The organism is Micromonospora sp. M71_S20, assembly GCF_003664255.1.
GTDB lineage: Bacteria > Actinomycetota > Actinomycetes > Mycobacteriales > Micromonosporaceae > Micromonospora.
Window position 1 is genome coordinate 1,937,566 of sequence record NZ_RCCV01000001.1, and the last position, 23,647, is coordinate 1,961,212.

The 23,647-nt window shown below is 71.2% G+C and carries 20 protein-coding genes and 3 pseudogenes; 12 read left to right on the forward strand and 11 right to left on the reverse strand.

Annotated elements, in window-relative coordinates; all coding sequences use genetic code 11:
- Window positions 1-82 precede the first annotated feature (82 nt).
- Window positions 83-805 (forward strand): trans-aconitate 2-methyltransferase, encoded by a 723-nt coding sequence (locus DER29_RS08630; protein WP_121396870.1) that lies wholly within the window; start codon window positions 83-85, stop codon window positions 803-805.
- A gap of 153 nt (window positions 806-958) precedes the next feature.
- Here the strand turns inward: DER29_RS08630 and DER29_RS08635 are convergent, their stop codons facing one another.
- On the reverse strand, window positions 959-2,902 hold the full coding sequence (locus DER29_RS08635) for a heavy metal translocating P-type ATPase (protein ID WP_121399098.1): 1,944 nt from the start codon (window positions 2,900-2,902) through the stop codon (window positions 959-961).
- A gap of 106 nt (window positions 2,903-3,008) precedes the next feature.
- Between DER29_RS08635 and DER29_RS08640 the strand changes: the two genes are divergently transcribed.
- Window positions 3,009-3,353 carry an ArsR/SmtB family transcription factor gene (locus DER29_RS08640; protein ID WP_370040265.1) on the forward strand — a complete coding sequence of 115 codons (345 nt, stop codon included), beginning with the start codon at window positions 3,009-3,011 and terminating at the stop codon, window positions 3,351-3,353.
- 488 nt (window positions 3,354-3,841) lie between these two features.
- Here DER29_RS08640 and DER29_RS08645 read toward each other — a convergent pair whose 3' ends face one another.
- Window positions 3,842-4,870, reverse strand: a complete 1,029-nt coding sequence (locus tag DER29_RS08645) for an IS110 family transposase (protein WP_233599686.1) — start codon at window positions 4,868-4,870, stop codon at window positions 3,842-3,844.
- A gap of 779 nt (window positions 4,871-5,649) precedes the next feature.
- On the opposite strand from DER29_RS08645, the gene DER29_RS08655 reads away from it, so the two are divergent.
- Together DER29_RS08655 and DER29_RS34095 are read left to right on the forward strand one after the other, a co-directional pair.
- A complete protein-coding gene (locus tag DER29_RS08655; RefSeq protein ID WP_121396872.1) occupies window positions 5,650-6,768 on the forward strand; it encodes a Vms1/Ankzf1 family peptidyl-tRNA hydrolase in 1,119 nt (372 codons plus the stop codon).
- A 331-nt stretch (window positions 6,769-7,099) separates the two neighbouring features.
- Window positions 7,100-8,560 carry a hypothetical protein gene (locus DER29_RS34095; RefSeq protein WP_233600030.1) on the forward strand — a complete coding sequence of 487 codons (1,461 nt, stop codon included), beginning with the start codon at window positions 7,100-7,102 and terminating at the stop codon, window positions 8,558-8,560.
- Here the strand turns inward: DER29_RS34095 and DER29_RS08675 are convergent.
- Window positions 8,449-8,868, reverse strand: a complete 420-nt coding sequence (locus tag DER29_RS08675; RefSeq protein ID WP_158618989.1) for an STAS domain-containing protein — start codon at window positions 8,866-8,868, stop codon at window positions 8,449-8,451. The genes DER29_RS34095 and DER29_RS08675 overlap by 112 nt on opposite strands.
- Window positions 8,869-9,180: 312 nt before the next feature.
- On the opposite strand from DER29_RS08675, the pseudogene DER29_RS08680 reads away from it, so the two are divergent.
- From DER29_RS08680 to DER29_RS08695, 4 genes and pseudogenes are all read left to right on the forward strand, one after another.
- Window positions 9,181-10,975, forward strand: a pseudogene (locus DER29_RS08680) (thiamine pyrophosphate-requiring protein).
- Window positions 10,976-11,096: 121 nt separating this feature from the next.
- Window positions 11,097-11,606 (forward strand): HPP family protein, encoded by a 510-nt coding sequence (locus DER29_RS08685; RefSeq protein WP_199729184.1) that lies wholly within the window; start codon window positions 11,097-11,099, stop codon window positions 11,604-11,606.
- Window positions 11,575-14,010 carry a molybdopterin oxidoreductase family protein gene (locus tag DER29_RS08690; RefSeq protein WP_121396878.1) on the forward strand — a complete coding sequence of 812 codons (2,436 nt, stop codon included), beginning with the start codon at window positions 11,575-11,577 and terminating at the stop codon, window positions 14,008-14,010. Before DER29_RS08685 ends, DER29_RS08690 begins: the two co-directional genes overlap by 32 nt.
- Window positions 14,011-14,013: 3 nt before the next feature.
- Window positions 14,014-14,472: a hypothetical protein gene (locus tag DER29_RS08695; RefSeq protein WP_101413962.1), complete on the forward strand. Its 459-nt coding sequence runs from the start codon at window positions 14,014-14,016 to the stop codon at window positions 14,470-14,472.
- A gap of 16 nt (window positions 14,473-14,488) precedes the next feature.
- Here DER29_RS08695 and DER29_RS08700 read toward each other — a convergent pair whose 3' ends face one another.
- On the reverse strand, window positions 14,489-15,589 hold the full coding sequence (locus DER29_RS08700) for an L-dopachrome tautomerase-related protein (RefSeq protein WP_121396879.1): 1,101 nt from the start codon (window positions 15,587-15,589) through the stop codon (window positions 14,489-14,491).
- Window positions 15,586-16,032 carry a hypothetical protein gene (locus DER29_RS08705; protein ID WP_233599688.1) on the reverse strand — a complete coding sequence of 149 codons (447 nt, stop codon included), beginning with the start codon at window positions 16,030-16,032 and terminating at the stop codon, window positions 15,586-15,588. The genes DER29_RS08700 and DER29_RS08705 overlap by 4 nt, the downstream gene beginning before the upstream one ends.
- A gap of 318 nt (window positions 16,033-16,350) precedes the next feature.
- Between DER29_RS08705 and DER29_RS08710 the strand changes: the two genes are divergently transcribed.
- Window positions 16,351-17,061: a GAF and ANTAR domain-containing protein gene (locus tag DER29_RS08710; protein WP_121396880.1), complete on the forward strand. Its 711-nt coding sequence runs from the start codon at window positions 16,351-16,353 to the stop codon at window positions 17,059-17,061.
- Between the two features lie 7 nt (window positions 17,062-17,068).
- Here DER29_RS08710 and DER29_RS08715 read toward each other — a convergent pair whose 3' ends face one another.
- Complete coding sequence (locus DER29_RS08715; protein WP_121396881.1) at window positions 17,069-17,467, reverse strand: ChaB family protein; 399 nt, start codon at window positions 17,465-17,467, stop codon at window positions 17,069-17,071.
- 61 nt (window positions 17,468-17,528) lie between these two features.
- Between DER29_RS08715 and DER29_RS08720 the strand changes: the two are divergent.
- A pseudogene (locus tag DER29_RS08720) lies at window positions 17,529-18,359 on the forward strand (TIGR03557 family F420-dependent LLM class oxidoreductase); the annotation flags it as partial.
- 93 nt (window positions 18,360-18,452) lie between these two features.
- Complete coding sequence (locus DER29_RS08725) at window positions 18,453-18,860, forward strand: four-helix bundle copper-binding protein (RefSeq protein WP_121396883.1); 408 nt, start codon at window positions 18,453-18,455, stop codon at window positions 18,858-18,860.
- A 51-nt stretch (window positions 18,861-18,911) separates the two neighbouring features.
- On the opposite strand, the gene DER29_RS34100 is transcribed toward DER29_RS08725, so the two are convergent.
- From DER29_RS34100 to DER29_RS08745, 5 genes and pseudogenes are all read right to left on the reverse strand, one after another.
- Window positions 18,912-19,070 carry a hypothetical protein gene (locus DER29_RS34100; RefSeq protein ID WP_158618990.1) on the reverse strand — a complete coding sequence of 53 codons (159 nt, stop codon included), beginning with the start codon at window positions 19,068-19,070 and terminating at the stop codon, window positions 18,912-18,914.
- 89 nt (window positions 19,071-19,159) lie between these two features.
- Window positions 19,160-19,363 (reverse strand): annotated as a pseudogene (locus tag DER29_RS08730) (YetF domain-containing protein); the annotation flags it as partial.
- Window positions 19,364-19,389: 26 nt separating this feature from the next.
- Window positions 19,390-20,100, reverse strand: coding sequence for an OBAP family protein (locus tag DER29_RS08735; RefSeq protein ID WP_121396885.1), 711 nt, complete (start codon window positions 20,098-20,100; stop codon window positions 19,390-19,392).
- A 143-nt stretch (window positions 20,101-20,243) separates the two neighbouring features.
- The gene (locus DER29_RS08740) at window positions 20,244-20,927 is read right to left on the reverse strand and encodes a DsbA family protein (protein ID WP_121396886.1); all 684 of its coding nucleotides are present in this window, start codon (window positions 20,925-20,927) and stop codon (window positions 20,244-20,246) included.
- 65 nt (window positions 20,928-20,992) lie between these two features.
- The gene (locus tag DER29_RS08745) at window positions 20,993-22,192 is read right to left on the reverse strand and encodes a zinc-dependent alcohol dehydrogenase (RefSeq protein ID WP_121396887.1); all 1,200 of its coding nucleotides are present in this window, start codon (window positions 22,190-22,192) and stop codon (window positions 20,993-20,995) included.
- A gap of 148 nt (window positions 22,193-22,340) precedes the next feature.
- Between DER29_RS08745 and DER29_RS08750 the strand changes: the two genes are divergently transcribed.
- Window positions 22,341-23,639 carry an NAD(P)/FAD-dependent oxidoreductase gene (locus DER29_RS08750; RefSeq protein ID WP_121396888.1) on the forward strand — a complete coding sequence of 433 codons (1,299 nt, stop codon included), beginning with the start codon at window positions 22,341-22,343 and terminating at the stop codon, window positions 23,637-23,639.
- Window positions 23,640-23,647 lie beyond the last annotated feature (8 nt).

Here is a 23,647-nt window from a genome sequence, read left to right on the forward strand (position 1 = left end):
CGGGCCAGCGCCTGCGGAGCCGCCCGGAGGGCGGCACCCTGCGCGTCTCGGTAATGGGAACGGTTTCCACTATGGTGGCGGGGTGGGCGACGAGTATGCGATCTCCGGGGAGTACTTGCATCTGCTCAGCGAACCGGCCTGGGATGGCCTGCGCGCACCGGTTACCGAGGCGCTGCACGGCGCGGTCGGCGACGGGACCCTGCTGGACGTGGGCGCCGGCACCGGCCTCGGCACCGAGGTGCTCGCCGCGGCCACCCCAGAGGCCGACGTGGTCGCGGTGGAACCGTCACCGGTGCTGCGGGCGGTGCTGCTGTCCCGCATGACCGCCCGGCCCGACCTGCGGCAGCGGGTCACCGTCGTCGCCGCCGACGCCCTCGGCGCCGTCCTTCCCGCCCGCCTCGGCGCCGTCCTGGCGATGAACATGATCGGCCACCTCGATCCCGACGGACGGCGCACGTTCCTACGCCGGGTGGCCGAACGCCTCGCTCCCGGCGCGCCACTGGTGCTCAACCTGCAACCCCCGGCGGAGCCGAAACCGGTCCCGTTCTCGGTCTTCGGCGCGGTCCCGGTCGGCCGCCACACCTACGAGGGCGGAGGCTCCGCCGAACCGTCCGGCCCGGACACGGTCACCTGGCGGATGCGCTACCGGGTCCTCGACGCCGACGGCACCCCACTGCGCGAGGACCATGCCGCATACCGCTGGCACGTCACCCCGGCCCGGGGCCTGATCGCTGAGCTGACCGAGGCCGGCCTGACCGCCGAGGTCGGGCCACTGGACGTCGTCCGGGCCGTACGCCGGCCCTGAGACGTCGAACCGGCGGACGCGATGCGTACCGCGGTCCAGCTCATGTACTACGGCGGCGTCCCGAATGCAGACCGTCCGGGAGAGCGATACCGCGCGGCAGCGGGACAGAGCGGGCGCGGCGCGGCCGGTGCCCTGGGCGGGTGACCGGGCCGCCTACGCTCGCCAGGCGGCGTCGCGCAGCAGACGCAGTCCGTTGAGGGCGACGATGACGGTGGAGCCCTCATGGCCGGCGACGCCCAGTGGCAACGGTAGGTGCCCGACGATGTCCCAGGTGACGAGGACCGCTATGAAGGTGCCGGCGATCACGAGGTTCGTCACGACGATGCGGCGGGCCCGCCGGGCGAGCCCGAGGAGCGCGGGCAGGGCGGTGAGGTCGTCGCGTACCAGCACCGCGTCGGCGGTCTGCAGGGTCAGGTCCGCCCCGCCCCGCCCCATCGCGATACCGACGTCGGCGCTGGCCAGGGCGGGTGCGTCGTTGATCCCGTCGCCGACGCTCAGCACCGTGCGTCCGCCGTCCTGCAGCGCGCGGACGCGGGCCACCTTGTCGCCCGGCAACAGCCCGGCGTGGACCGCGTCGATGCCGACCTCACCGGCGAGGCGGGTGGCCGCGCCCAGGTTGTCGCCGGTGAGCAACTGTGGTGCCCGTCCGGTCAGGGCGGCGAGAGCCGCCACGCTCGGCGCCGCCTCCGGGCGCGTGCGATCGGTCAGGGTGAGCAGGCCCGCCGGTTCGTCGTCGAGCACGACGAGCACGGCGGTGTGGCCGTCGTCCTCGGCCGCCTGAACGGCGACCTTCACCTGGGCACGACCGGCGCCCGGCGGTAGGTCGTCGAGCAGGGTGGGGCTGCCGACCCGCATCCGGCGACCGGCGACGGTGGCGGTGACGCCCCGGCCCGGCAGGGCGGTGACGTCGGCCACGGATGGGACCGTAAAGCCCCGCCGTCCGGCCTCGGCGACCACGGCGGCGGCGAGCGGGTGTTCGCTGTGCTGCTCGGCCGCTGCGGCAAGGCGGAGGGCCTCGTCCTCGGCGGCGCCGAGCGGTCGTACGGACACGACGACGGGGGCGCCTTCGGTGAGGGTGCCGGTCTTGTCGAAGGCCACGATGTCGACGTCGGCGAGCTTCTCCATGACGACGGCCGACTTGACCAGGACACCGTGCCGGCCGGCAAGGGCGATCGCCGACAGCAGGGGCGGCATCGTCGCCAGGACCACCGCACACGGGGAGGCGACGATCATGAAGGTCATCGCCCGGAGCAGAGTCGGTTGCAGCGCCGCGCCCAGGACGAGCGGGACGACGAACAGGGCGAGGGTGGCCACGACGACACCGACCGAGTACCGCTGCTCGACCTTCTCGATGAACAGGTGGGTACGGGCCTTGGTGGCCGACGCCTGCTCCACCTGGGCCACGATGCGCGCCAGCACCGTCTCCCCCGCCGGGCGGTGCACCCGCGCCCGCAGAGCACCGGTGCCGTTCACCGTGCCGGCGAAGATCTCCTCCCCCGGCCACCGCGACACCGGCATGGGCTCGCCGGTGATGCTGGCCTGGTCGACCTCGCTGGTGCCGTCCACGATCACCGCGTCCGCGCCGATGCGCTCGCCGGGGCGCACCAGGATCACGTCGCCGACCCGCAGCTGGGCCGGGTGGACCGCCTCCTCACGCCCGTCATCGACGCGGACGGCCCGCTCCGGGGTCAGGTCGAGCAGGGCCCGGACCGAGTCGGCCGTACGCGCCGTCGCGAACGCCTCCAACGCCCCGGAGGTGGCGAAGATGACGATCAGCAGGGCACCGTCGAAGACCTGCCCGATGGCTGCGGCGCCGACCGCCGCGACGACCATCAGCAGGTCGACGTCCAACGTGCGTTCACGTAGCGCGCGCAGACCCGACAGTGCCGGCTCCCAACCACCCGCCACGTAACAGGCGAGGTACAGCGCCCACCACACCGGCGCTGGTGCGCCCGCCAGATGCGCCGTCCCACCGAGGGCGAACAGCGCCAGGGCCGTGGCCGCCCACCGCACCTCGACCAGCGCCCACAGCCGGCGTCGAAGGGAACGGGCCGGTGCAGCGCCGGTCGCGAGGACGGGGGCATCGTCGCGTGTCATCGTCACGACGAGGAGCATACCTGCGCAGATACGCATACAGATGTGCAGGTAGACAAGAGGGCGGCGGTACGATGACCGCGTGCACACGTCGCTGCCGGACTTCCGCATGCCGCACGACGAGCAGGTCCAACTCGCCGCCGAGGGGTTCCGGCTACTCGCCGACCCAACCCGCATCAAGATCCTCTGGGCGCTGATGCAGGGCGAGTCCTCCGTCGCCTGCCTGGCCGAACTCGTCGGCGCGGCGCCGACCGCGGTCAGCCAACACCTTGCGAAACTGCGCCTCGCCGGGCTGGTGCGGGGCCGACGCGAGGGAACTTTTGTCTACTACTCCGCTGCGGACGTCCACGTACAGCGGCTGCTCACCGAGGCGCTCTTCCACGCCGACCAGCACGACAGCGGCGCCACCGCGGACACGCCTGCCCGGCCCGCCGGCCTAGACCTCGGCCGGTGACACCCGCACCGGCCCCTCCGGGACATCCGTTCGGACGCCAGAGAAGGGAAAGCCGCAGCCTTGCCCCGTGACAGACGTCCGCCACGCCTGCAGACCGACCTTTGATCTAGCAGCTGAGAGCCCGACGATGACCGAACGACCTGGTCTTCTGATCTTCAGCAGGCGATCACAGCAGCACCCCGCAGCGACCGACGCACGTCGACAGACGACGGAAAGCCGCAGGTCATCGGCCTGCGGACACCGGCGGAGCGTCGGGTTAGGAGTCTCCATGTGACTCCGGGTGATTTTGGTGGGCAGGGTCGAGCGGCCGGCGGAACCAGGGTCGCGTCGGCGGGGACGGTGCTGGTTCAGGCTGCGGCGCGGGCTGTCGGCGTCGGTCGGGCGAAGGTTTTGCGGTCGCGGATGAGTGCCCAGAGGACGTCGACGCGTCGTCGGGCGAGGGCGAGTATGGCTTGGCGGTGGTTTTTGCCTTCGGCGCGCTTCTTTTCTTAGTAGGCACGCGAGGTGGGGCATTCTCGGGCGGCGGTGAAGGCGGCCATCCACAGAATGTGTCGCAGCCTTCGGTGAAAGCGGCGAGGCTGCCGATGGTTGCCGGAAACCGATCCAGAATCACGGGAAACAGGTGCCAGGCCCGCGTGGGCGGCGAGTTTCGCAGGGCTGTCGTACTCGGTCATGCCGGCGGTGTGGACGAGCAGTTCGGCGGTCAGCAGGGGTCCCATGCCCGGCAGGCTCGCCACGATCGGCGCGAGGGGGTGCTGGTCGAGGTGGTCGGCGATGAGATCGTCGACGGCGGCGATGCGTTGTTCGAGGGCGAGGATTTCGGTGGCCATCTGTCCGACGACCACGGCGGCGGCGCGTTGGCCGGGGAGCGTGACGGTCTGCTGGCGCGCAGCGGCCACCATCGCCTCGGCGACCTGGGCGGCGTTCTTGACGTGGCCGCGGCGGAGCAGGGCGGTGATGCGGTCGACGCCGGCGTGCCGGATCGCGGCCGGTGTCTGCCAGCAGGCGAGGACCATCATCGGGCCCTTCCGGTTCAGGTCCACGGCCCTTTCCAGCGCGGGACTGATCCCGGTGAGCAGTTCCTGCAGCCGGAAGAGAGTGGCGACACGCTGCCCGACTAGGTCAGCGCGGTAGCCCGTCAGCACTGTCAGCTCGGCGAGGAGCCGGTCGGTGGATTCCAGTATCGGGATGTCGGGGCGCATGCGGATGGTCTGGGCGATGACCAGCGCGTCGCGGGCGTCGGTCTTGTTCTCTCCGGCGAACGCGGCTGCCATGTGGAACGCGACGGTGCCGGAGACGTAGCGGACCTGGACCTGGCGCCGCCAGAGCAGGGTCAGCAGTAGGGCGGACAGGCCGGTGGTGACGTCGACCGCCCAGCAGACCGGGCGGCCGTGCGTCGACACCTCTGCCATGACGGTGAGCAGTGAGGTCTCCTCGTTGGCGACGCGGCGGGAGTAGACCAGTCGGCCATCGCCGTCAACGGCGGCGACGTGGTGGTGGGTCTTGCCGATGTCCACGCCGATCCACAACTTTCCCACCGTCTCGCCTTTCGTTTGCAGTCGGTTTGCACGAGTGGCCCTCGTCTGTGGTTCGGGTTTGCCAGCACCTTCTAGCGATGCGAACGCAGGTCGCGGGTCTCCATCAGCGGTCTACCGAATCTCGCAGACGACGAAGCGGCGGGTGGCATCTCCTACCGTCAGCCAAACAATCTCGGCGAAACACACGCAGCCATACCCACCGATTCCTGGGCATCAGGGTCTACGGCCACCAGGGCCGCGCCCGTTCAACCAACGCGTCCGTGAGGCGGGAGCGGGTGGCACCTCGAAGCTCAGCCACGATCACGGCGGAACACACACAGCCATCCCCACTCCCGGCCCTGCGGGCACGGCAACCCCCAGCCTTCCGCCGTGGCCGGCAGGCACCTCGGACACGATGTGCGAGAACCAGGAATCAAGATCTCGGTGGCGCCGCTCGGCCCTGCACGAGCGACGCGGGCTGAACCAGTCCTGCGACGGCAAGGGCGTCGAGATCGCACCCGGCGACACGGTTTGGACGCCGCCCGAGAGGTGCCACTGGTGCGGCGTTGCCCCCGACCACTTCACGGCCCACCTCGCAGTCGGGGCAGCCGCAGCCGACGACAGTCCAGGCAGCGAATGGGTCGACTGCGTGACCGAGGAGTACGGATAACCCTGACAACACCCGTGTCCCGACCCGCTACCCGACGCCCACAGACGAGACGTGATGCCGGGAGATGTGGGGGTAGGAGGTCCGGGAGCCACGACGAGAAGGAGTTGTCATGAACCTGAACTTTCTCCGACCGCTGTACGACCAGCCCGGCCCGTGGGCGTCGGTCTACCTGGACGCCAGCCGTGCAGGCGAGAACGCCGACCACGAGGTGGAGCTGCGCTGGAGGGCGCTACGAGAAGACCTTGCGGAGAAGGGGGCCGACTCCGCCACCTTGAACGCGCTTGACCAGGCCGTCCGTGACCAGCCAACCCAGCCCGGCCGGTACGGGTTGGCGCTGTTCGCCCGTGCCGGTGAGGTGGCCCTGGTCGAGCCGCTGCCCGCTCCCCCACCGAGCGACGAGGCGCATCGCGGCCCGCTGCCACACGTGATGCCGCTGCTCGCGCAACGCGGCGAGGAGGTCCCGCACGTCCGGGTGCTCGCCGACCGGACCGGCGGCGACCTCGACGCAGTCACCGCCGACGGCGTGCCCCGGCAGCGCACGGTGGAGGGCGGTGAGACGTTCCCGCTGCGTAAGGTTCAGGCCGGCGGTTGGTCGCACCGGCGCTATCAGCAGGCGGCCGAGGTGTCCTGGGACCGCAACGCCGGTGACGTGGCCGCCGCCGCCGTGGATCTCGCCGAGTCGATCGGCGCTGAGGTGATCGTCGTCGGCGGGGACGTCCGGGCGGCGCAGCTGTTCGTGCAGCGGCTGCCGGTCCGGTGGCGTGAGCGCACGGTCCGCACCGACGCCGGCTCACGTCACGCCGGGGCCGACAACACCGCGTTGGACGACGTGACCGTGCAGGCCATCGCCGAGGTGGCCGACCGGCACACCCGCGACATCATCGGCCGCTACCAGGCCCAGGCCGGGGACGGCACCGCGCCGGCCGGGCTGGCCGAGGTGGTGGCGGCACTGCAGCGCGGGCAGGTCGACACGGTGCTGCTGGTCAACGACACCTCGTCCACCGACACCCTCTGGATCGGCCCCGACAACCCCACCCTCGTGGCGGCCGACGAACAGACCCTGCGCACCCTCGGAGTGCAGAATCCCCAACGGGTACGCGCCGACGCCGCCCTGCTGCGCGCCATCGCCGGCACCGACGCCGACCTCGTCCTCGTCGGACCTGACGACGCACCGCTGGAGCACGGCATCGGTGCCGTCCTGCGCTACGCCGACGCCAACACCCCCTGAGGTCGCCGGACCGGTCACGCCGGGGGCCGGTTCCCGCCCGGGGGGAGAGCACGAGTCGTGGCCACCGAAACGATGACCGGGAAGGTAGCCGACTCGCCCCTGCGACGGCCGCGGCCGCGAACGGTTGGACGCGGGTGCCCTTGTCCGACTGCCTGACCAAGGGCACCCGCCGGATCGCCCTGGCAGCGGCCGGACGCGGCGATCTACCTGCTGCATATCCGCGGCCGGGGCCGTACGGCCATGGGGGCGGGCGGCGCGCTGCGCCTGCCGCGAAGGTGATGCGTGTCGTGGATAGAACGGTCGCCGAGTATGGGGTGGGAGAGGCGTGGACATGACAGATGGCACGGTCTACTCCGGCTCGCACTGGCAGCGCTACGCCACCGGCGACACCGACGAGGCGCATGCCTACATCCGGCGGGCCTTCTTCGACGTCAACGTGCGCTTCTCCGGCGAAAGCCGCGACGGAGCCGGCCTCCGCACCATCACCACCAGCCTCGCCGACATCGGTGTGACCCGGCTGCACTATTCGGCGCGCACCCAGGTTGGCACTGCCCCGAACGGGGACCTGACGATCACCCACCTGCTGGGCGGCCGCTTCACCATCGCCAGGGGAAAGGACGACTACCGGCTACGGCCCGGCGATGTGGTGTTGATGCTGCCGGATCAGCCCCAGGAAGCCGAGTTCGACGACGTCGACTCGTTCACCACCCGCCTTCCCCGCATCCTGCTCGAAGAGGTCGCCTACGCACAGACCGGCCTCAACGGTGCGGACCTGCGCTTCGACAGCTCCCGGCCGATCTCGGCGGCGCTCGGCCGCCACTGGACCCAGACCGTCTCCTACCTGACCCGCGCCGTGCTGTCCAACCCCGCCCTCATGGCCAACCCACTGGTCACCGGGAACACCCGTCACCTGCTCGCGGCGACGGCTCTTGCCGTGTTTCCCAACACCGCTCACGCCACGGCCCTGGGGGCCGCCGGCGAGGTCACTCCGCGGGCGTTACGCCGGGCCGTGGCCTACGTCGACGACCACGCCGAGCAGCCGGTCACGGTCGAGCAGATCGCCGCTGCGGCCGGTGTGCGCCCGCGCGCGCTGCAACTGGCGTTCCGCCGCCACCACGGCACCACCCCCGATGCGGTACGTCCGCCAGGTCCGCCTCGAACGCGCGCACCGCGACCTGCAGGCCGCCGACCCGACCACCGGTGTCACCGTCACCATGATCGCCCAGCGTTGGCCGACGGCGACCACGAGCAGCAGCAGCACGAACTGCAATCGCATGGCTCACCCTCCTTGCAGCACGCAGTCGTAGGGCTTGTCCCCTCGGGCGGTGCAGCCGGCGGCGACCACGCGCCAGCCGCCGGGAAAGACGGCGAGGAAGACGGTGTCGCCGTCCAGCCGCACCTGCGCCCGCTGCCCGTACACGTCGGTGGCGACGACCGCGCCGGGTTCGGGCAGGTCCTCGGCCAGGATCGCCTCGGCGCACGGCTTGTCGGCGGACTGTTCCAGCTCGGCGACGGTGTCGGGAGCCAACACGGCACAGGCGGCAGTGCCGTCGCGCCCCGCGACGGCGTCCAGCATCCGTGTGGTGACAGCGGCGGCCGCGTCAGCGCGGTCGGTCACCGCCCCGCAGCCTGCCACCGTCATCACGGTCAGGGCTGCGCCCACTACCGCACCTGCAAACCTCATACGGAGGTGCTTTCCCCCGCGCGACGCTGCCCAACCGGGTCCGGCTCGCCGCCTCGCGCCGCCGGCACGGTACTGCTCAATCGGGTACGGGTCGCCGCCAGCAGGTAGGTGACGCACGGGGCGGCATCGCGCAGGGTCAGCGTGACCCCGGCGCACGCGGCGGCACGCTGCGTGCGCAGCAGGGCGCTGATGCCGTGCGCGCTGAAAAAGGTCACCCGGGACAGATCGAGGATCAACCGTACGGGTCGCCGGGCGATCACGTGTGCGGCCAACTCGTCGATGAGATGGGCGGTACTCATGTCGACCTCACCGCGAACGGCGATAGCTGGTACCGGCCCTTCGCTGTTCAGGTCCAGCGTCATGATCGGTTTGGCGACCCGCGCACGGTGTCGAGTCGGCTGTTCGAGGATAGACATGGCGCCTCCCGATCTGGTGCATCGGTGAGTCGGATCCTCCCGCGTCGTCGGCGCGGTCGGTGGACCTGGGCACATGTCTTGACCCGGAGACCACCATACCCACGACGTTCGCCGCGGACACCAGTTGAGCGGTGTACGAGTTTCGATGTGGCCGTTGCTCGCAGGCCAGATTGAGCGACGTGCCAGCCGGCGGGCCGCAGGCAGGTCGGCAGCGCAAAGACGAGGAACCCGACGAGATGCGGCCTGTCCGGTACAACGAGGCGGTTCGGGGTACGGCCTGATACGGCGAGGGACCGAGGCGAGGAGGCGGCGGTGGCGGACACGACGGTGTCGGACCTGGTGGTGGCCCGGCTCGCGGACTGGGGTGTGGACCGGGTCTTCGGCTATTCGGGCGACGGTATCGACGGGGTGATGGGGGCGTTGCGGCGGGCCGGTCGGCCGGCGTTCGTGCAGGCCCGGCACGAGGAGACGGCCGCGTTCATGGCCTGCGGCCACGCCAAGTACAGCCGTGGGCTGGGGGTGTGCCTGTCGACCCAGGGGCCGGGTGCGGTACATCTACTCAACGGCCTCTACGACGCCCGGCTGGACTCCCAGCCGGTGCTCGCGCTGGTCGGTCAGCAGGTGACGTCGGTGTTGGGCAGCGGCTACCAGCAGGAGATCGACCTGGTCCGCCTCTACGGCGACGTGTGCGCCCAGTTCGTGCAGACCGCGTACACCCCGGAGCAGTTGCCGATGTTGCTCGACCGGGCGATCCGCACGGCCCTGGCCACCCGCAGCCCCACCTGCGTGATCCTGCCGCATGACGTGCAGACCGCTTCGGCCCCCGACCTCGGCGCGCACGAACACGGGATCATGGTGACCAATCCGGGTCTGCCGGTACCCGAACTGCGGCCCCGCGCCGACGACCTGCGGACCGCCGCGGACCTGCTCGACGCCGGGCAGCGGGTGGCGATCCTCGTCGGGCAGGGCGCCCGCGCCGCCGCCGGCGAGGTGGTCGACCTCGCCGAGGCGCTCGGCGCCGGAGTGACAGCGTCACTGCTGGGCAAGCCGGTGCTGGACGAGGCGCTGCCGTTCCACACCGGCGTGATGGGCCACCTGGGCAGCACCGCCAGCAGCATGCTGATGAACGAGTGCGACACCCTGCTGATCGTCGGCAGCAACGATCCCTGGTCGGAGTTCTACCCGGCGCCGGGACAGGCCCGGGCGGTGCAGATCGACATCGACGGCCGACGTCTGGGCATGCGCTACCCGGTGGAGGTGCCGCTGCTCGGCGACGCTGCCGAGACCATCCGGGCGCTGCTGCCACTGCTCACCAGACGGTCCGACCGGAGCTGGCGTCAGCGCGTCGAGGGCGAGGTGACCCGCTGGCGAGACATCGCCCGACAGCGGGCGACCGCTCCGGCAGAGCCGCTCAATCCGCAGTACGTCCTGCACGCCCTCACCGACCGGCTACCCGCAGACGCGCAGGTGGCGGTGGACGTCGGCTCGGTGACCTACTGGTACGCGCGGCACCTGCGGCTGCCCGTCGGCGTCGACGCGCACCTGTCCAGCACCCTGGCCTCGATGGGTTCGGCGCTGCCGTACGGGCTGGCCGCGAAGCTCGCCGCCCCGCACCGGCCGGTGGTGGCGCTGGCCGGCGACGGGGCGATGCAGATGAACGGGCTGGCCGAGCTGCTCACCGTCGCGCACCGCTGGCGAGACTGGGCCGACCCGCGGTTCGTGGTGCTGGTGCTGCACAACCGCGATCTCGCGGAGGTGAGCTGGGAGCAGCGGGAGATGGAGGGCGATTCCCCGCTTCGTCGACTCCCAGCGCCTGCCCGACGCCCCGTACGCCCGCTGGGCGGAGCTGCTGGGCCTGCACGGCGTCCGGGTCACCACCCCCACCGAGGTCAACACCGCCTGGGACGAGGCCCTGTCAGCGGATCGGCCCACGCTGATCGAGGCGATCGTGGACCCGGCGATCCCGCTGCTGCCTCCGGCCCAGCCCTACGAGAAGGTCGCCACGATGTACCAGGCGCTCGGCCGGGAGGACACCGACCTGGGCCGGCGGGCCCTGGCACACCTGCGCCGGGAACGCGCCACCGAGGGCTTCGACGACCCCCGGTGACGGCGGGAGGTGTGCCGACCGGAATTCCGGAGACGTCAATGGCAGGTCGAGGAACGAAGAAAGGGGTGTGATGAAGCGGATCCGGCAGTCGGTGCACGCTCTCGCCGGCAGCGTGCTGGCGGTGGTGATCGCCGGGGTGGTCGCCCTCCTCACCGGTCAACCGTGGCTGTTTCCCAGCCTGGGGCCGGCGGTGATGCTGCACCTGGAAAAGCCCGACTCGCCGGAGTCGTCACCCCGCAACACGCTCATCGGGCACGGCGTCGCCCTGCTGGCCGGGTACGGATTCCTGGTGGCCTGCGGGCTGACCGACAACCCGCCGGTGCTGCAGGAGGGGATGAGCGGGCCGCGGATCGTCGCCGCGGCCGGGTCGCTCGCGGTGACCGCGCTCGTGCTGGTGCTGCTGAAGGCGTCACATCCCCCGGCGGGCGCGACCACACTGATCGTGAGCCTAGGTCTGCTGACCACCCCCACTCAGTTGCTCATCGCTGCGGGTGCGGTGGTGCTGGTCACGGCGGTGGACTGGCTGTACGGGCAGGTGTCGGACCGGCCGATGCCGGTATGGGCGGCACCCGAACGGTCACCGGAAGAAGGAGGGCATCGTGGTGGACCGGATCGCCGACCCGTGGGGTGAGCGGACCCCGTACGGGCCGGGACAGGAGTGGCCGGTGCGGGTGGACCGGTACCTGGCCGACGAGCGCACCGATGCCGACGTGGACCGGTGGGTGCAGTCGGCGTCGGTGCTGCACTCCAACGGCGACGCGCTGGACATCGCGGTCGCCGACGGGCGGATCGTCGGCGTACGCGGCCGGGCGGTCGACCGGATCAACCGGGGCCGGGTCGACCCGAAGGACCTGTACGGCTGGCAGGCCAACCACAGCCAGGACCGGTTGACCCGCCCGCTGGTCCGGGACGGTGACCGTCTGGTCGAGACGGACTGGGACACCGCGATGGGCCGCGTCGTGTCCCGGTCGAAGGAACTCCTCGACGGGCCGGGGGGATGGGGGCACTTCGGCTTCTACACCACCGGCCAGCTGTTCCTGGAGGAGTACTACACGCTGGGCGTGATCGGCAAGGCCGGGCTGGGCACGCCGCACATGGACGGCAACACCCGGCTGTGCACCGCCACCGCCGCCGCCGCGATGAAGGCGAGCTTCGGCACCGACGGGCAGCCCGGCTCGTACACCGACGTGGACCACTGCGACGCGATCGCGCTGTGGGGCCACAACGTGGCCGAGACGCAGACCGTGCTGTGGATGCGGATGCTGGACCGCCGACGCGGCCCGAACCCGCCCGCGATGCTGGCCGTGGACCCGCGTGCGACCCCGGTCGCCCGGGAGGCCGACCTGCACCTCGCGGTGCGCAACGGCACCAACGTGGCCCTGATGAACGGCCTGCTCCGCGAGATCATCCGGCGGGGGTGGCACGACCGCGACTACATCGACGCGCACACCCTCGGCTTCGACGAGCTGGGCCGGATCGTCGACGGCTATACACCCCGCCGGGTCGCCGCCATCTGCGACGTGCCGGCGGCCGACGTGGAACGCGCCGCGGAGCTGCTCGGCACCTCGCGGCGGCTGCTGTCGACCGTGTTGCAGGGCTTCTACCAGTCCAACCAGGCCACCGCCGCCGCCTGCGGCGTCAACAACCTGCACCTGGTCCGGGGCATGCTCGGCCGCCCCGGCGCCGGGATCTATCAGATGAACGGCCAGCCCACCGCGCAGAACACCCGGGAGACCGGCGCCGACGGGGACCTGCCGGGCCTGCGCAACTGGGAGAACACCGCGCACATCGAGGAACTGGCCCGGCTGTGGAACGTCGACGTGGACACCATCCCGCACTGGGCGCCCCCGACGCACGCCATGCAGATCTTCCGGTACGCCGAGCAGGGCTCGATCAAGCTGCTGTGGATCACCGCCACCAACCCGGCCGTGTCCCTGCCGGAGCTGTCGCGGATCCGGCGCGTGCTGGCCAAGCCGGAGCTGTTCGTGGTGGTGCAGGACCTGTTCCTGACCGAGACCGCCGAGCTGGCCGACGTGGTGCTGCCCGCCGCGACGTGGGGCGAGAAGACCGGCACGTTCACCAGCGTCGACCGCACGGTGCACATCTCCGACAAGGCCGTCGATCCGCCCGGCGAGGCGAAGCCGGATCTGGACATCTTCCTCGACTACGCCCGCCGGATGGACTTCCGCGACCGCGACGGCAACCCGCTGATCCGGTGGACCGGGCCGGAGGAGGTGTTCGAAGCGTGGAAGGAGTGCAGCCGCGGCCGGCCGTGCGACTACACCGGCATCACCTACGCCAAGCTGCGCGGCGGCTCCGGCATCCAGTGGCCCTGCACCGAGGAGCATCCCGACGGCACCGAGCGCCTCTACACCGACGGGATCTTCAACACCGACCCGGACTACTGCGAGACGTACGGTCACGACCTCGCCACCGGTGCGGAGTTCACGGAGCCGGAGTACCGGGCCAAGGAGCCGAAGGGGCGGGCGTTCCTGCACGCCGTCGACTACCAGCCCTCACCCGAGGTGCCCGACGACGACCACCCGATGCTGCTGACCACCGGCCGGACCGTCTACCAGTTCCACACCCGCACCAAGACCGGCCGCGCGCCGCAGTTGAACGCCGCCGCCCCCGAGGTGTGGGTCGAGCTCCATCCGGGCGACGCCGAGCACCTCGGTATCGGCGAGGGCGACCTCGTCGGCATCTCCTCCGCGCGCGGCGGCATCGAGGCCCGCGCCCGCATCAGCGGCATCCGCCCCGGCGTCGTCTTCGTGCCGTTCCACTACGGCTACTTCGACCAGGACCCGGACGACCGCACACCCCGCGCCGCCAACGAACTGACCATCACCGCCTGGGACCCGGTGTCCAAGCAGCCGCTGTTCAAGGTGGCGGCCGTCGCGGTGGCGAAACTCGCCGACGGTCGGGGCGTACCCTCACCGGCGCCGACCGTCGGCGGCAGCGCACCGCTCGCGGACGCCGACGTGCCACCGACCGTCGGGGGGCCGACGGCCTGGGCCACCAGCGGGAAGGAGTGAGTCGTGCACCTCGCCCACTACCTCGGACTGCTGCACCGCGCGCAGGTCAACCTCGCCGACGCGTTCCGGCAGGTCGCCGACGCGCACGCCGAGGAACCCGACATCCAGCACCTCTGCCAGCAGCAGGCGAAGCGCTGCGACGGCCACGCCGAACAACTGCAACCGTTCGCCGCCCGCTACTCCGAGGACGCCCCCACCGAGCCCGACCGGCTGCACTCGCAACTGTTCACCGGCACCCGCACCGGCGGCATCGGCCTCCTGCGTGACCTGCAGGACCTGTACCTGATGGCCGCCGAGTGCGACATCGCCTGGACCGTCGTCGGCCAGGCCGCCTACGGCGCGCGCGACGAGGACCTGCTCGCGGTCGTGAAGCGCTGCGAGGGAGAGACCGCGATCCAGCTCAAGTGGCTGCGTACCCGGATGAAGGCCGCCGCACCCCAGGCGCTCGTCGTCGCCGACTGAGGGGGCGAGAGACCGGTCAGCGCAGCAGCACCGGGCCCGCGTCGATCCGGGTGCGGAACAGGACGTACGGCGTGCGCCGCAGGTCCTGCCCGCGCTGGTACTTCGCCTGGCGGTGCAGTTGGTTGGCGGTGACGTACAGGTGCCCGTCGGCGGCCACGGACATGGTGTCGGGCCACAGCAGCCGCGGGTCGTGGACGACGGTCTCGTACTCGCCGTCGGTGCGGCGGCGCAGCACCGCGTCGTGCTCGTAGGAGCTGAGGTAGAGCCGGCCGGCGTCGTCGGTCTCCAGGCCGTCGGAACCGCCGCCCTTGTCGCCCTCGTCGATCACCGTCGCGGCGACCTCGTCGTCGCCGACCGTGCGATCGGCCAGGGCGTCGGTGGCCACGCTGTACCAACGACGCGAGGCGAGGGGACAGTAGTAGAGGCGGGAGCCGTCGGCGGCGATGGCGATGCCGTCGCACCCCATGGCCACCGGTTTCGGGTCGCCGTCGGCGGGGCGTTGCAGGAACGGCCGGCCCTCGACCACCGGCCGGAACGTCTCCAGCGGCTCCGCCTTCGTCGACGGGTGCTCGTGCAGCCGCCGCCACGACTCCCCGCTGGCCAGGTCGACCACGATGATCCCGTTCGGACCGGAGTCGGAGGAGTCGGTGATGTAGGCGACGCCGGCCTCGCCGCGCCGTAGGTCGAAGCGCACGTCGTTGAGGTAGGTGCTGGGCAGCGCCACGTCGGCCGGGAAGGTGATCACCTGGGCGACGGTGTCGGTGTCCAGGTCCACGCGGACGAGCTTCGGCCCCCCGGGCCGGGTCGGCTGGAACATCGGACTGCCGGTGTCGAGCACCCACAGCCGGTCGGCCGGGTCGACCACGATGCTCTGCACCGACACGAACGCCTGCGCGTCGTCGTCGGCCGACGGGCTGTTCCACTCCTGGTCCGGGAAGGGCACCTCGGTGCCGTCGCGCAGCTCGACCACGGTGGCGGGCACGTCGTCGCCCCACTTGGGGAAGTTGACGAAGATCCGGCCCGTGTGGGACACGCTCACGCCGGTGGGCATCGGGCCGGTGAAGGTGTGCACGACCTCCAGGTCGCCGACCGGCTCGTCGGTTGCCGGGCCGGTCATCGCAGGGCCTTCAGGGCGACGGCGGTGACCGAGCCGTAGGCCAGGTGCGGGACGAGGTCGGTGACCCAGTCCGCAGCCGACCACGAGCGGGGGTCGGTGATCTTCAGCGCGGTCATCGGGGCGTTGGAGGCGATCATCGCCAGGCCGGTCAGTGCCAGCGCCGACACCGCGGTGGGCAGGCGGCGGCCTCCCGCCGCGGCGTACACGCCGGCTGCGGCCACGGAGGTGGCGTAGCCGAGCAACGGGCCCAGCCCGGACTTCCGGTTCTCACCCGTCTGCTGGTCGCCAAGGTCGACGTGGGCGAGGTCGGCCAGGCGGGCGGCGCTGTCCTCCCCGGCGCTGCTGGCCGGTCGGGCCCGTACCGCCATGTCCAGGTAGGTGACGGCGTTCAACGCGGACGCGCCGGCCGCGCCGGCGATCAAAGCTCTACTGGTCGGCATCATCCACGCGTGCTACCCGTCCACCCGCCGATCACACCCGTCGAGCCCACCGGCCGACGCGATAGGGACGAACAGGGCACCTGACGACAGGGCACCTCCACACCATGCTGCTGCCGTGGCGTTCGGCGGAAGCGGGGGTATCGTGGCGGGTCTGTAGTTCACATCCGCCGTATCGGGTGTGGCGAATCGGCGTCGAGCAGCGGCGTTGGTACCGGCTCCACCCCGGTGGGTCCGTGCAGCGGTCCGCGACGCGCGGGCTGCCATCGCACGCCCACCTCTTCTGGTTCTGCCGGCGTGCCCGCCCTGTGAGGAACGTGTGCCATGGCCGCCCTGCCGACGGACCCCGCTGACGCCTTCGCCGAACTCGGCCGCATCAAGCTCGGCGAGACCGGCCTCGACGACGTTCTGCAACGCGTGGCGGAACTGGCCAAACGCGCCCTGGACACACCGGTGCAGGTGTCGGTCACCCTGGTCCGCAACGGCACCGGGCACACCGCGGCGTTCACCGACGACCTGGCCCGCGGCCTAGACGAGCGGCAGTACGCCCAGGGACGCGGCCCCTGCCTGGACGCCGCGGCCAGCGGCGACGTCCTGTCCGTGCCCGATCTCGCCGAAGAGCACCGATGGCCGGACTGGGCCGAGCGCGGCCACAAGGCGGGAGTGGGTAGCTCGGTGTCGGTCGGCCTGCCGATCCAGGACGCGGTCGTCGGCGCGCTCAACGTCTACGCCCGCACCCCGCACGCCTTCGACGACGACGACACGATCACCGTGCTGGAGACCTTCGCCGCGTACGCCGCGGTCGCCCTGGCCAACGCGCACCTCTACGACAGCACCGCCACCCTCGCCCAGCAGATGCAGGAAGCGATGGCCAGCCGCGCGGTCATCGAACAGGCCAAGGGCATCATCATGGCCGAACGCCGCTGCACCCCCGGCGAGGCCTTCGACATCCTGGCGAAGGTGTCCCAGGACTCCAACCGCAAGGTCCGCGACGTGGCCCAGGCCCTCGTCGACCGGGCAGCCGGAGCACGCTGACCCGCGTCTACTTTTCGCGGGCCTTGCGGGTGCTGCCGTTGTTGGCCTTGCGGATGGCCTCGACGAGGTCCGCCTTGTTCATCCGGGACCGGCCACGGACGTCGAGCTTCTTCGCCACGTCCATCAGGTGTTCCTTGCTGGCGTTGGCGTCGACCCCACCGGCCGTCCGGCCCGACGAGCCGCGGCCGCCGGCGGCCTTCTTGTCACTCGGTCCCTTGCTGCCCTTCGGCTCCCAGTGGTCGCCCACCTTCTCGAAGGAGTGCTTGACGGCCGCGAACGCCGTCCGGTGGGCGCGCTCGCCCTCACCGTACGAGTCGACCGCCGAGTCGTGCGCCTCCGCGTAGGTGTCCTGTGCCTCCTTCGGCGACCGCTTCAGGGTGCTGGGCATGTCCTTGCGTGCCGGCATCGTCACTCCTCTCGTAGCCCCTCGTCGATGACCCTGCCCCCCGTGGCCACCGCCCAAACACCGCCGCAGCCACTCGTCGTTCACCTGGACCGTGTTCGGTGCCATCGCCGCCCGGACCGAGCGGGTCGGCCTGGTCACCGGGGTGACCTGCCCGACGGTGCGCTACCACCCGGCGATCATCGCGCAGGCCGCGGCCACCCTGGCGCTCGTCTCCGACGGCAGGTTCACCCTCGGCGTGGGCGCCGGCGAGCGGCTCAACGAACACGTCGTCGGCCAAGGCTTCCCGAGCGTGCGAGGCCGGCACGAACGCCTCCGCGAGGCCCTGGAGATCATCAGGTTGCTCTGGCAGGGCGGCTACCAGTCGTACGAGGGCAAGCACCTCCACCTTGAGGACGCCCGGGTGTTCGATCTGCCCGACCGGCCACCGGTGATCGCGGTGGCGGCCAGCGGGCCGGCGTCGGTGGCGATCGCCACCGAACTCGGCGACGGGCTGTTCGCCACCGAGCCGAAACCCGACCTGGTGGAGTCCTACCGGGCCGGCGGTGGCGGTGGTCCGCGCTACGCGGAGGTGCCGATGGCCTGGGCGCCCGACGAGCAGCAGGCGGTACAGGCCGCCTGGCAGACCAGCCGGTGGGCGGTCACCGGGTGGAAGGTGATGAGCGAACTGCCCAACCCGGTCAACTTCGAGGCCGCCTCCCGCACCGTCACCGAGGACGACATCCGGCAACAGTTCGCCGTCGGCCCCGACCCCGACGTCCACGTCGAGGCGGTGCGCACGTACGCCGACGCGGGCTTCGACCACCTGGTCCTGCAGAACGCCGGCCCCGACCCCGACGGCTTCCTCGACTTCTACCGCGACACCCTCGCCGACCGCCTCGGCGCGCTGGGCTGACGCCGGATCGGTCGGGTCCGCCGTGCGTACTGTCCGGCAGACCGGGCAGGAGATGGACGGTAGGGAGAGAGACTCGAAGAGAGGGGATGCCTGATGCCGAGCACCACTATGCCGATGCTGGAGACGTACCCGAAGTCGATCAACCTGGACCGGGCGAAGCTCGCGGCGGCGATCGACGCCCTCAACGACTGCGCCCAGGCCTGCACCGCGTGCGCCGACGCCTGCCTCAGCGAGGACATGGTCGCCGAACTGACCAAGTGCGTCCGGACGAACCTGGACTGCGCCGACATCTGCACCACCACCGCCCGGGTGCTGTCCCGCCACACCGGCTACGACGCGAACATCAGCCGTACGCTGCTGGAGGCCTGCGCCACCGCCTGCAAGTCCTGCGGGGACGAGTGCGCCGGTCACGCCGACAAGCACGAGCACTGCCGGATCTGCGCCGAGTCGTGCCGTGCCTGCGAGCAGGCCTGCCGCGACCTGCTGGCCACGATCAGCTGAGCACAGGCGGGCGGTGCCGCACCCTGACAGGTGCCGGCACCGCCCGCTTCGTCACCGCTTGGCCTCGTGCTTGGCCATCTGGGGCTGCTCCCCCTTGCCGACCTTGCGCAGCGCCTCACGCAGCTGCTCCTCGGTCATCTTGGAATTGCCCTCAACACCCGCGTCGTGGGCCTGCTGACGCAGATCGTGCAGCTTCTCCCGATCACCCATGTCGACCTCCCCGTCGGTGCGATGGCGCCGCGTCTCCGCGCGCCGCTGTCGTCCGCCGCGTTCCCGCCCGGCAGTAGAGGCAAACGGGCTCAGCGGGCGCCGGGTCCCAGGTTGTTGTCGGCGTTGCGGGGGATGACGCTGAACTGGCCCTCGGACTCCATCCGCACCTCCTTGACGTCATCTAAGCGCTCGACGCCCTGCTGGCGGAGTTGGCTGTACAACTCGTCCTCGGTGATCAACTCACGGCGCATGTTGCGGCGCAGCATGCGGCCCTCTCGGACCAGTACCAGGGGCCCTGAGTGGCGAACCGGCCGCCTGACTATCGGCCAGTACTCCGGTCCGCCACGCCGGGAATATGAGTGCTGTTCGGAAATGCGCCGTCGAGCAGGGCGACGCCGTCCTGGGGATGGGCGCGCTCGACCAGTTCCGAGCGAGAGTCGCGTTTCTGCGTACGGTCGACGTTCATGGCCTGGTTGCGGTGCTGCTCCAGGGCCGGGTCGCACTGCCCGTCGCGGTTGAACGACCACATCAGCATCGGCTCGCCCAACGGCAGCGGGTCACCCGGGCCGGTGTCGAGGCGGCCGGTGTGCCAGGTGTGCCAGGTCTTGCCGTAGCTGTTCATCAACATCGCCATCAGCGCCCGCTCGGCCGGCTCCGGCAGCCCCGGCGCGATCAGCGAGCCCCCCAGCACCTCAAAGTTGTGCGGGTGCCAGTACCCACGCTCGCCCTCCGACAGCGTGCCGTACAGCCGTTCGGAGACGATGTACTCGACGCCGATGAGGTTCGCCTCGGCGGTATTGCCGTCGAACAGCACGCACTGCAGAAAGTCGTCATTGACCTGCCGGCAGTAGTGGTGCGCCTCCATCTGCATCGACGGATCATCCTTCGCCGGATGGAATCCCACCACGTAGGCGTCGAAGCCCTTCAACGGCGCGGTGTCCTGCAACGCTTTTGACCCGAGCGACAGCCCTTGGTGCCACAGGCTCGTCGACTCCCCCGGCGGTCGCACCGGGCTGGCGCGCCGTTCCATCGATCGTTCCTCCCCTCCGCCGAGACGATCTCGTCTCCAGTCCAAGCTAGGCGGACCGCCGACCGGCAACCGCGTTTCCGGCCGCCGCCCTACCTTCGGGTGTTTCCTCCCTCCACGGGCAGGACAGGCGCCTTTCGCCGCGACTATCCGGCGGCGGCGCGGGCGACGAGGTCGGCGAAGACCGCCGGGTCGTCGGCGTCGACGACCGGGAAACCGGCACCGGGCTCACCCACCCAGTGCATGGTGATGCCCGGGTTATGGACCTGGTACCCGTCGGCGAGGAACAGGTGGGGGCTGCCCTGCACGTCGTCGCGGTGCTGCTGGTAGTCGCGCATCATCGCGCTGCGGGCACGCCCGGTGTCCATGGCGTCGGCGAGCTCTGACGTGTCGACGGTGGAACAACCGTCGGCGATGTCGAGGATCTCGTGGCGCAGGGAGATACAGCGGCTGTCGCGGAAGAACGCCATCCGCAGCGCGAGGTCGAGGTCCTCGGCGGCGGCCGGGGACTGTTCCTTGGCTGCGTGTACCGCCTCGTTGGGCAGCAGGGTGGTGACCGGCCACGTCGCGGGATCGGCCTGCCAGGGTTTGAATTCGAGGCTGGGTTCGAGCGCGCCGAGCACCGGCACCTCGGCTTCCAGGTACCGCTTGGGGATCGGGAATCGGTTGAGGTCCTCGAGCAGGAACAGCCGGTGGTCGAGGTGGACCCGGTTGTCGAGGCCGGCCTCGGCGCGGGCGCGCAGCAGCCGCACGATCGCGATCGTGGACCAGCCGCATGCCACGTCGGTGTAGATGACGATGGTTCCGGGGGTGACGTCAGGCCGTGCCATGTCGTCTCCTCCTTCGGTCCGGAGGGCGCGGCGCCGTCCGGGCGCCGCGCGAGGTGGCCGGTGGTTCAGCTGGTGAGGGCGACCTTCAGCCAGCCGGGATCGCGGTCCTGGAACTGCCGGTACGCCTGCAGCACGTCGGTCATCGGTTCGTGCTTCGTCAGCAGCTGGGCCGGGTCGACGGTGCCGTTGGTGACCAGCCGTAGCAGCTCCGGGATGTACTTGCGGTGGTGGCAGTTGCCGCTGCGGATGGTGAGGTTCTTCATCATCGCCTCGCCGAACGGCCAAGTTGTCACGGTCTGCGGGTAGACGCCGATCACGCCGAGGGTGCCGGCCTTGGCCACGGCCTGCACCGCCCATTGGGCGGCGAGGCTCGGCGCGTCACCCGGCGCCCACGCCGGGTCGGTCTCCGGCGCGATCTGCTGGACCTCGCGGTCGAACTGCTGCGCCTGCTGGTCGGTCTGCTCGGTGGCGGGACCCTCGGCGGGGCGTTCGGCGTCCACGCCGACGGCGTCGACGACCTTGTCGACGCCGATGCCGCCGGTCATCTCGACGATCGTTTCCACCGGGTCCTCGGCGTTGAAGTTCACCACCTCGGCGTGCTGCGCCCGCGCCATAGCCAGGCGATCCTCCAGCCCGTCCACGACGATCACCCGGCCGGCACCCTGCAGGTAGGCCGACAGGACAGCGAGTTGCCCGACCGGTCCGGCGCCGAACACCGCGACGGTCTCGCCCGGCCGCACGTCGGCGAGGCGGGCGCCGAACCAGGCGGTGGGCCAGATGTCCGACAGCATGACCGCCTGCTCGTCGCCGACCTCGTCCGGGATCGGCACCAGGCCGACGCTGGCGTAGGGCACCCGGGCGTACTCGGCCTGCAGGCCGTCGAATCCACCGGCGGCCTCCGGGCCGCCGAAGAACGCGGTGCCGGCGCGCTTGCCACCGGGGTTGGCGTTGTCGCACTGGGCGAAGTACCCGGCCCGGCAGTACGAGCAGTAGCCGCAGGCGATCGTCGACGGAACGATCACCCGGTCACCGGGTGAGAGGTTGCGGACCCCGGGCCCGATCTCGACGACCTCGCCGACGGCCTCGTGGCCGAGGACGACGCCGGGACGCAGGCCGGGCATCGTGCCACGGACCATGTGCAGGTCGGTGCCGCAGATCGCGCTGGTGGTGATCTTCACGATCGCGTCGGTCGGATCCTGGATCTTCGGGTCAGGCACGTCGGAGAACCGGATGTCCCCGACGCCGTGCCAGGTGACGGCCTTCATCGGATGTCCCTTCGTCGGCTTACCCGGTCATCTACCCGGCACGGTCCGGCGAAACCGTGCGGGCACGGATCAGACGTTTCTCCCGGCACCGTGGGGTTACCTCACTGAGGGGACGAGGAACGACCGCCGACCGTTGAGGGGACCCGTCATGGCCCGACCCAGGATCGTCATCATCGGTGCGGGATTCGCCGGTTTTCACGCCGCCCGCCGCCTGGCAAGAGTGTCGCGGGGCGCCGCCGACGTGGTACTGGTGAACCCGACCGACTACTTCCTGTACCTGCCGCTGCTGCCGGAGGTTTCCGGCGGTGTGCTCGACCCCCGGCGGGTCACCGTGCCGCTGGCCGACACCCTGCCCGGTGTGCAGGTGGTGCTCGGCGAGGTCGACGGTATCGACACCGACGGCAAGGCCGTGTCCTACGTGGACCCCGAGGGGCGGTCCGGCCGGTTGGCGTACCACCGGTTGGTGCTGGCCGCCGGCAGCGTCAACAAGCTGCTGCCGATTCCCGGCGTCGCCGACCACGCGCACGGGTTTCGCGGTATCCCCGAGGCGGTGCACCTGCGGGAGCGGCTGATCCAGCAGATCGAGATGGCAGACGCCACCGACGACCCGGCCGAACGGGAGGCCCGCTGCACCTTCGTGGTGGTCGGTGCCGGCTACACCGGCACCGAGGTCGCCGCCCAGGGACAGCTGTTCACCGACGACATCGTCCGCCACCACCCGAGACTCGACGGGATCCGGCCACGTTGGCTGCTGCTGGACACCGCCGACCGGGTCCTGCCCGGCCTCGCCGAACGGATGTCCACCGTCGCCGGGCGGGTACTGCGTGAGCGCGGCATCGAGGTGTGCCTCGGCACGTCCGTCACCGAGGCCACCGCCGAAGGGGTCCACCTCTCCGACGGCCGGTTCGTGCCGTCCCGCACCCTGGTGTGGTGCGTCGGCGTACGCCCCGACCCGCTCGTCGAGGCCACCGGGCTGCCCACCACCAGGGGGCGGGTCACCGTCGACGAGTACCTGGCCGTGCCCGGACACCCGGAGATCCTCGCCTGCGGTGACGCCGCCGCCGTACCCGACCCGGCCCGACCCGGGGAGATCACCCCGATGACCGCCCAGCACGCCGTCCGGCAGGGCCGGCTCGCCGCCGACAACATCGCCGCCTCCTACGGCGTCGGGCGCCACCGCCGCTACCGGCACCGCGACCTGGGGTTCGTCGTGGACCTGGGTGGCTGGCAGGCCACCGCGAACCCGCTGCACGTGCCCCTGTCCGGGCCGCCGGCCAGGATCATGGCTCGCGGCTACCACCTGCTGTCCCTGCCCGCCAACCGCGCGCGCACCGCCGCCGACTGGCTCTTCGCGGCGGTCGGCTCCCGACCCAGCGTGCAACTCGGGCTGGTGCCCGGCACCGCCGTGCCACTGGACACCGCCGCACCGGAACTCATCCGCCGCTGAGTCCTCCC

Excerpts from the sequence above, each read along its gene's own strand:
- DER29_RS08710 (WP_121396880.1), top strand. The coding sequence starts at position 16,351 with ATGGCCGCCCTGCCGACGGACCCCGCTGACGCCTTCGCCGAACTCGGC.
- DER29_RS08675 (WP_158618989.1), bottom strand. The coding sequence starts at position 8,868 with ATGTCTATCCTCGAACAGCCGACTCGACACCGTGCGCGGGTCGCCAAA.
- DER29_RS08735 (WP_121396885.1), bottom strand. The coding sequence starts at position 20,100 with ATGGAACGGCGCGCCAGCCCGGTGCGACCGCCGGGGGAGTCGACGAGC.
- DER29_RS08705 (WP_233599688.1), bottom strand. The coding sequence starts at position 16,032 with ATGATGCCGACCAGTAGAGCTTTGATCGCCGGCGCGGCCGGCGCGTCC.
- DER29_RS08655 (WP_121396872.1), top strand. The coding sequence starts at position 5,650 with ATGAACCTGAACTTTCTCCGACCGCTGTACGACCAGCCCGGCCCGTGG.
- DER29_RS08715 (WP_121396881.1), bottom strand. The coding sequence starts at position 17,467 with ATGCCGGCACGCAAGGACATGCCCAGCACCCTGAAGCGGTCGCCGAAG.
- DER29_RS08745 (WP_121396887.1), bottom strand. The coding sequence starts at position 22,192 with ATGAAGGCCGTCACCTGGCACGGCGTCGGGGACATCCGGTTCTCCGAC.
- DER29_RS08640 (WP_370040265.1), top strand. The coding sequence starts at position 3,009 with ATGCCGCACGACGAGCAGGTCCAACTCGCCGCCGAGGGGTTCCGGCTA.
- DER29_RS08700 (WP_121396879.1), bottom strand. The coding sequence starts at position 15,589 with ATGACCGGCCCGGCAACCGACGAGCCGGTCGGCGACCTGGAGGTCGTG.
- DER29_RS08750 (WP_121396888.1), top strand. The coding sequence starts at position 22,341 with ATGGCCCGACCCAGGATCGTCATCATCGGTGCGGGATTCGCCGGTTTT.
- DER29_RS34095 (WP_233600030.1), top strand. The coding sequence starts at position 7,100 with ATGACAGATGGCACGGTCTACTCCGGCTCGCACTGGCAGCGCTACGCC.
- DER29_RS08635 (WP_121399098.1), bottom strand. The coding sequence starts at position 2,902 with ATGACACGCGACGATGCCCCCGTCCTCGCGACCGGCGCTGCACCGGCC.
- DER29_RS34100 (WP_158618990.1), bottom strand. The coding sequence starts at position 19,070 with ATGGGTGATCGGGAGAAGCTGCACGATCTGCGTCAGCAGGCCCACGAC.
- DER29_RS08740 (WP_121396886.1), bottom strand. The coding sequence starts at position 20,927 with ATGGCACGGCCTGACGTCACCCCCGGAACCATCGTCATCTACACCGAC.
- DER29_RS08725 (WP_121396883.1), top strand. The coding sequence starts at position 18,453 with ATGCCGAGCACCACTATGCCGATGCTGGAGACGTACCCGAAGTCGATC.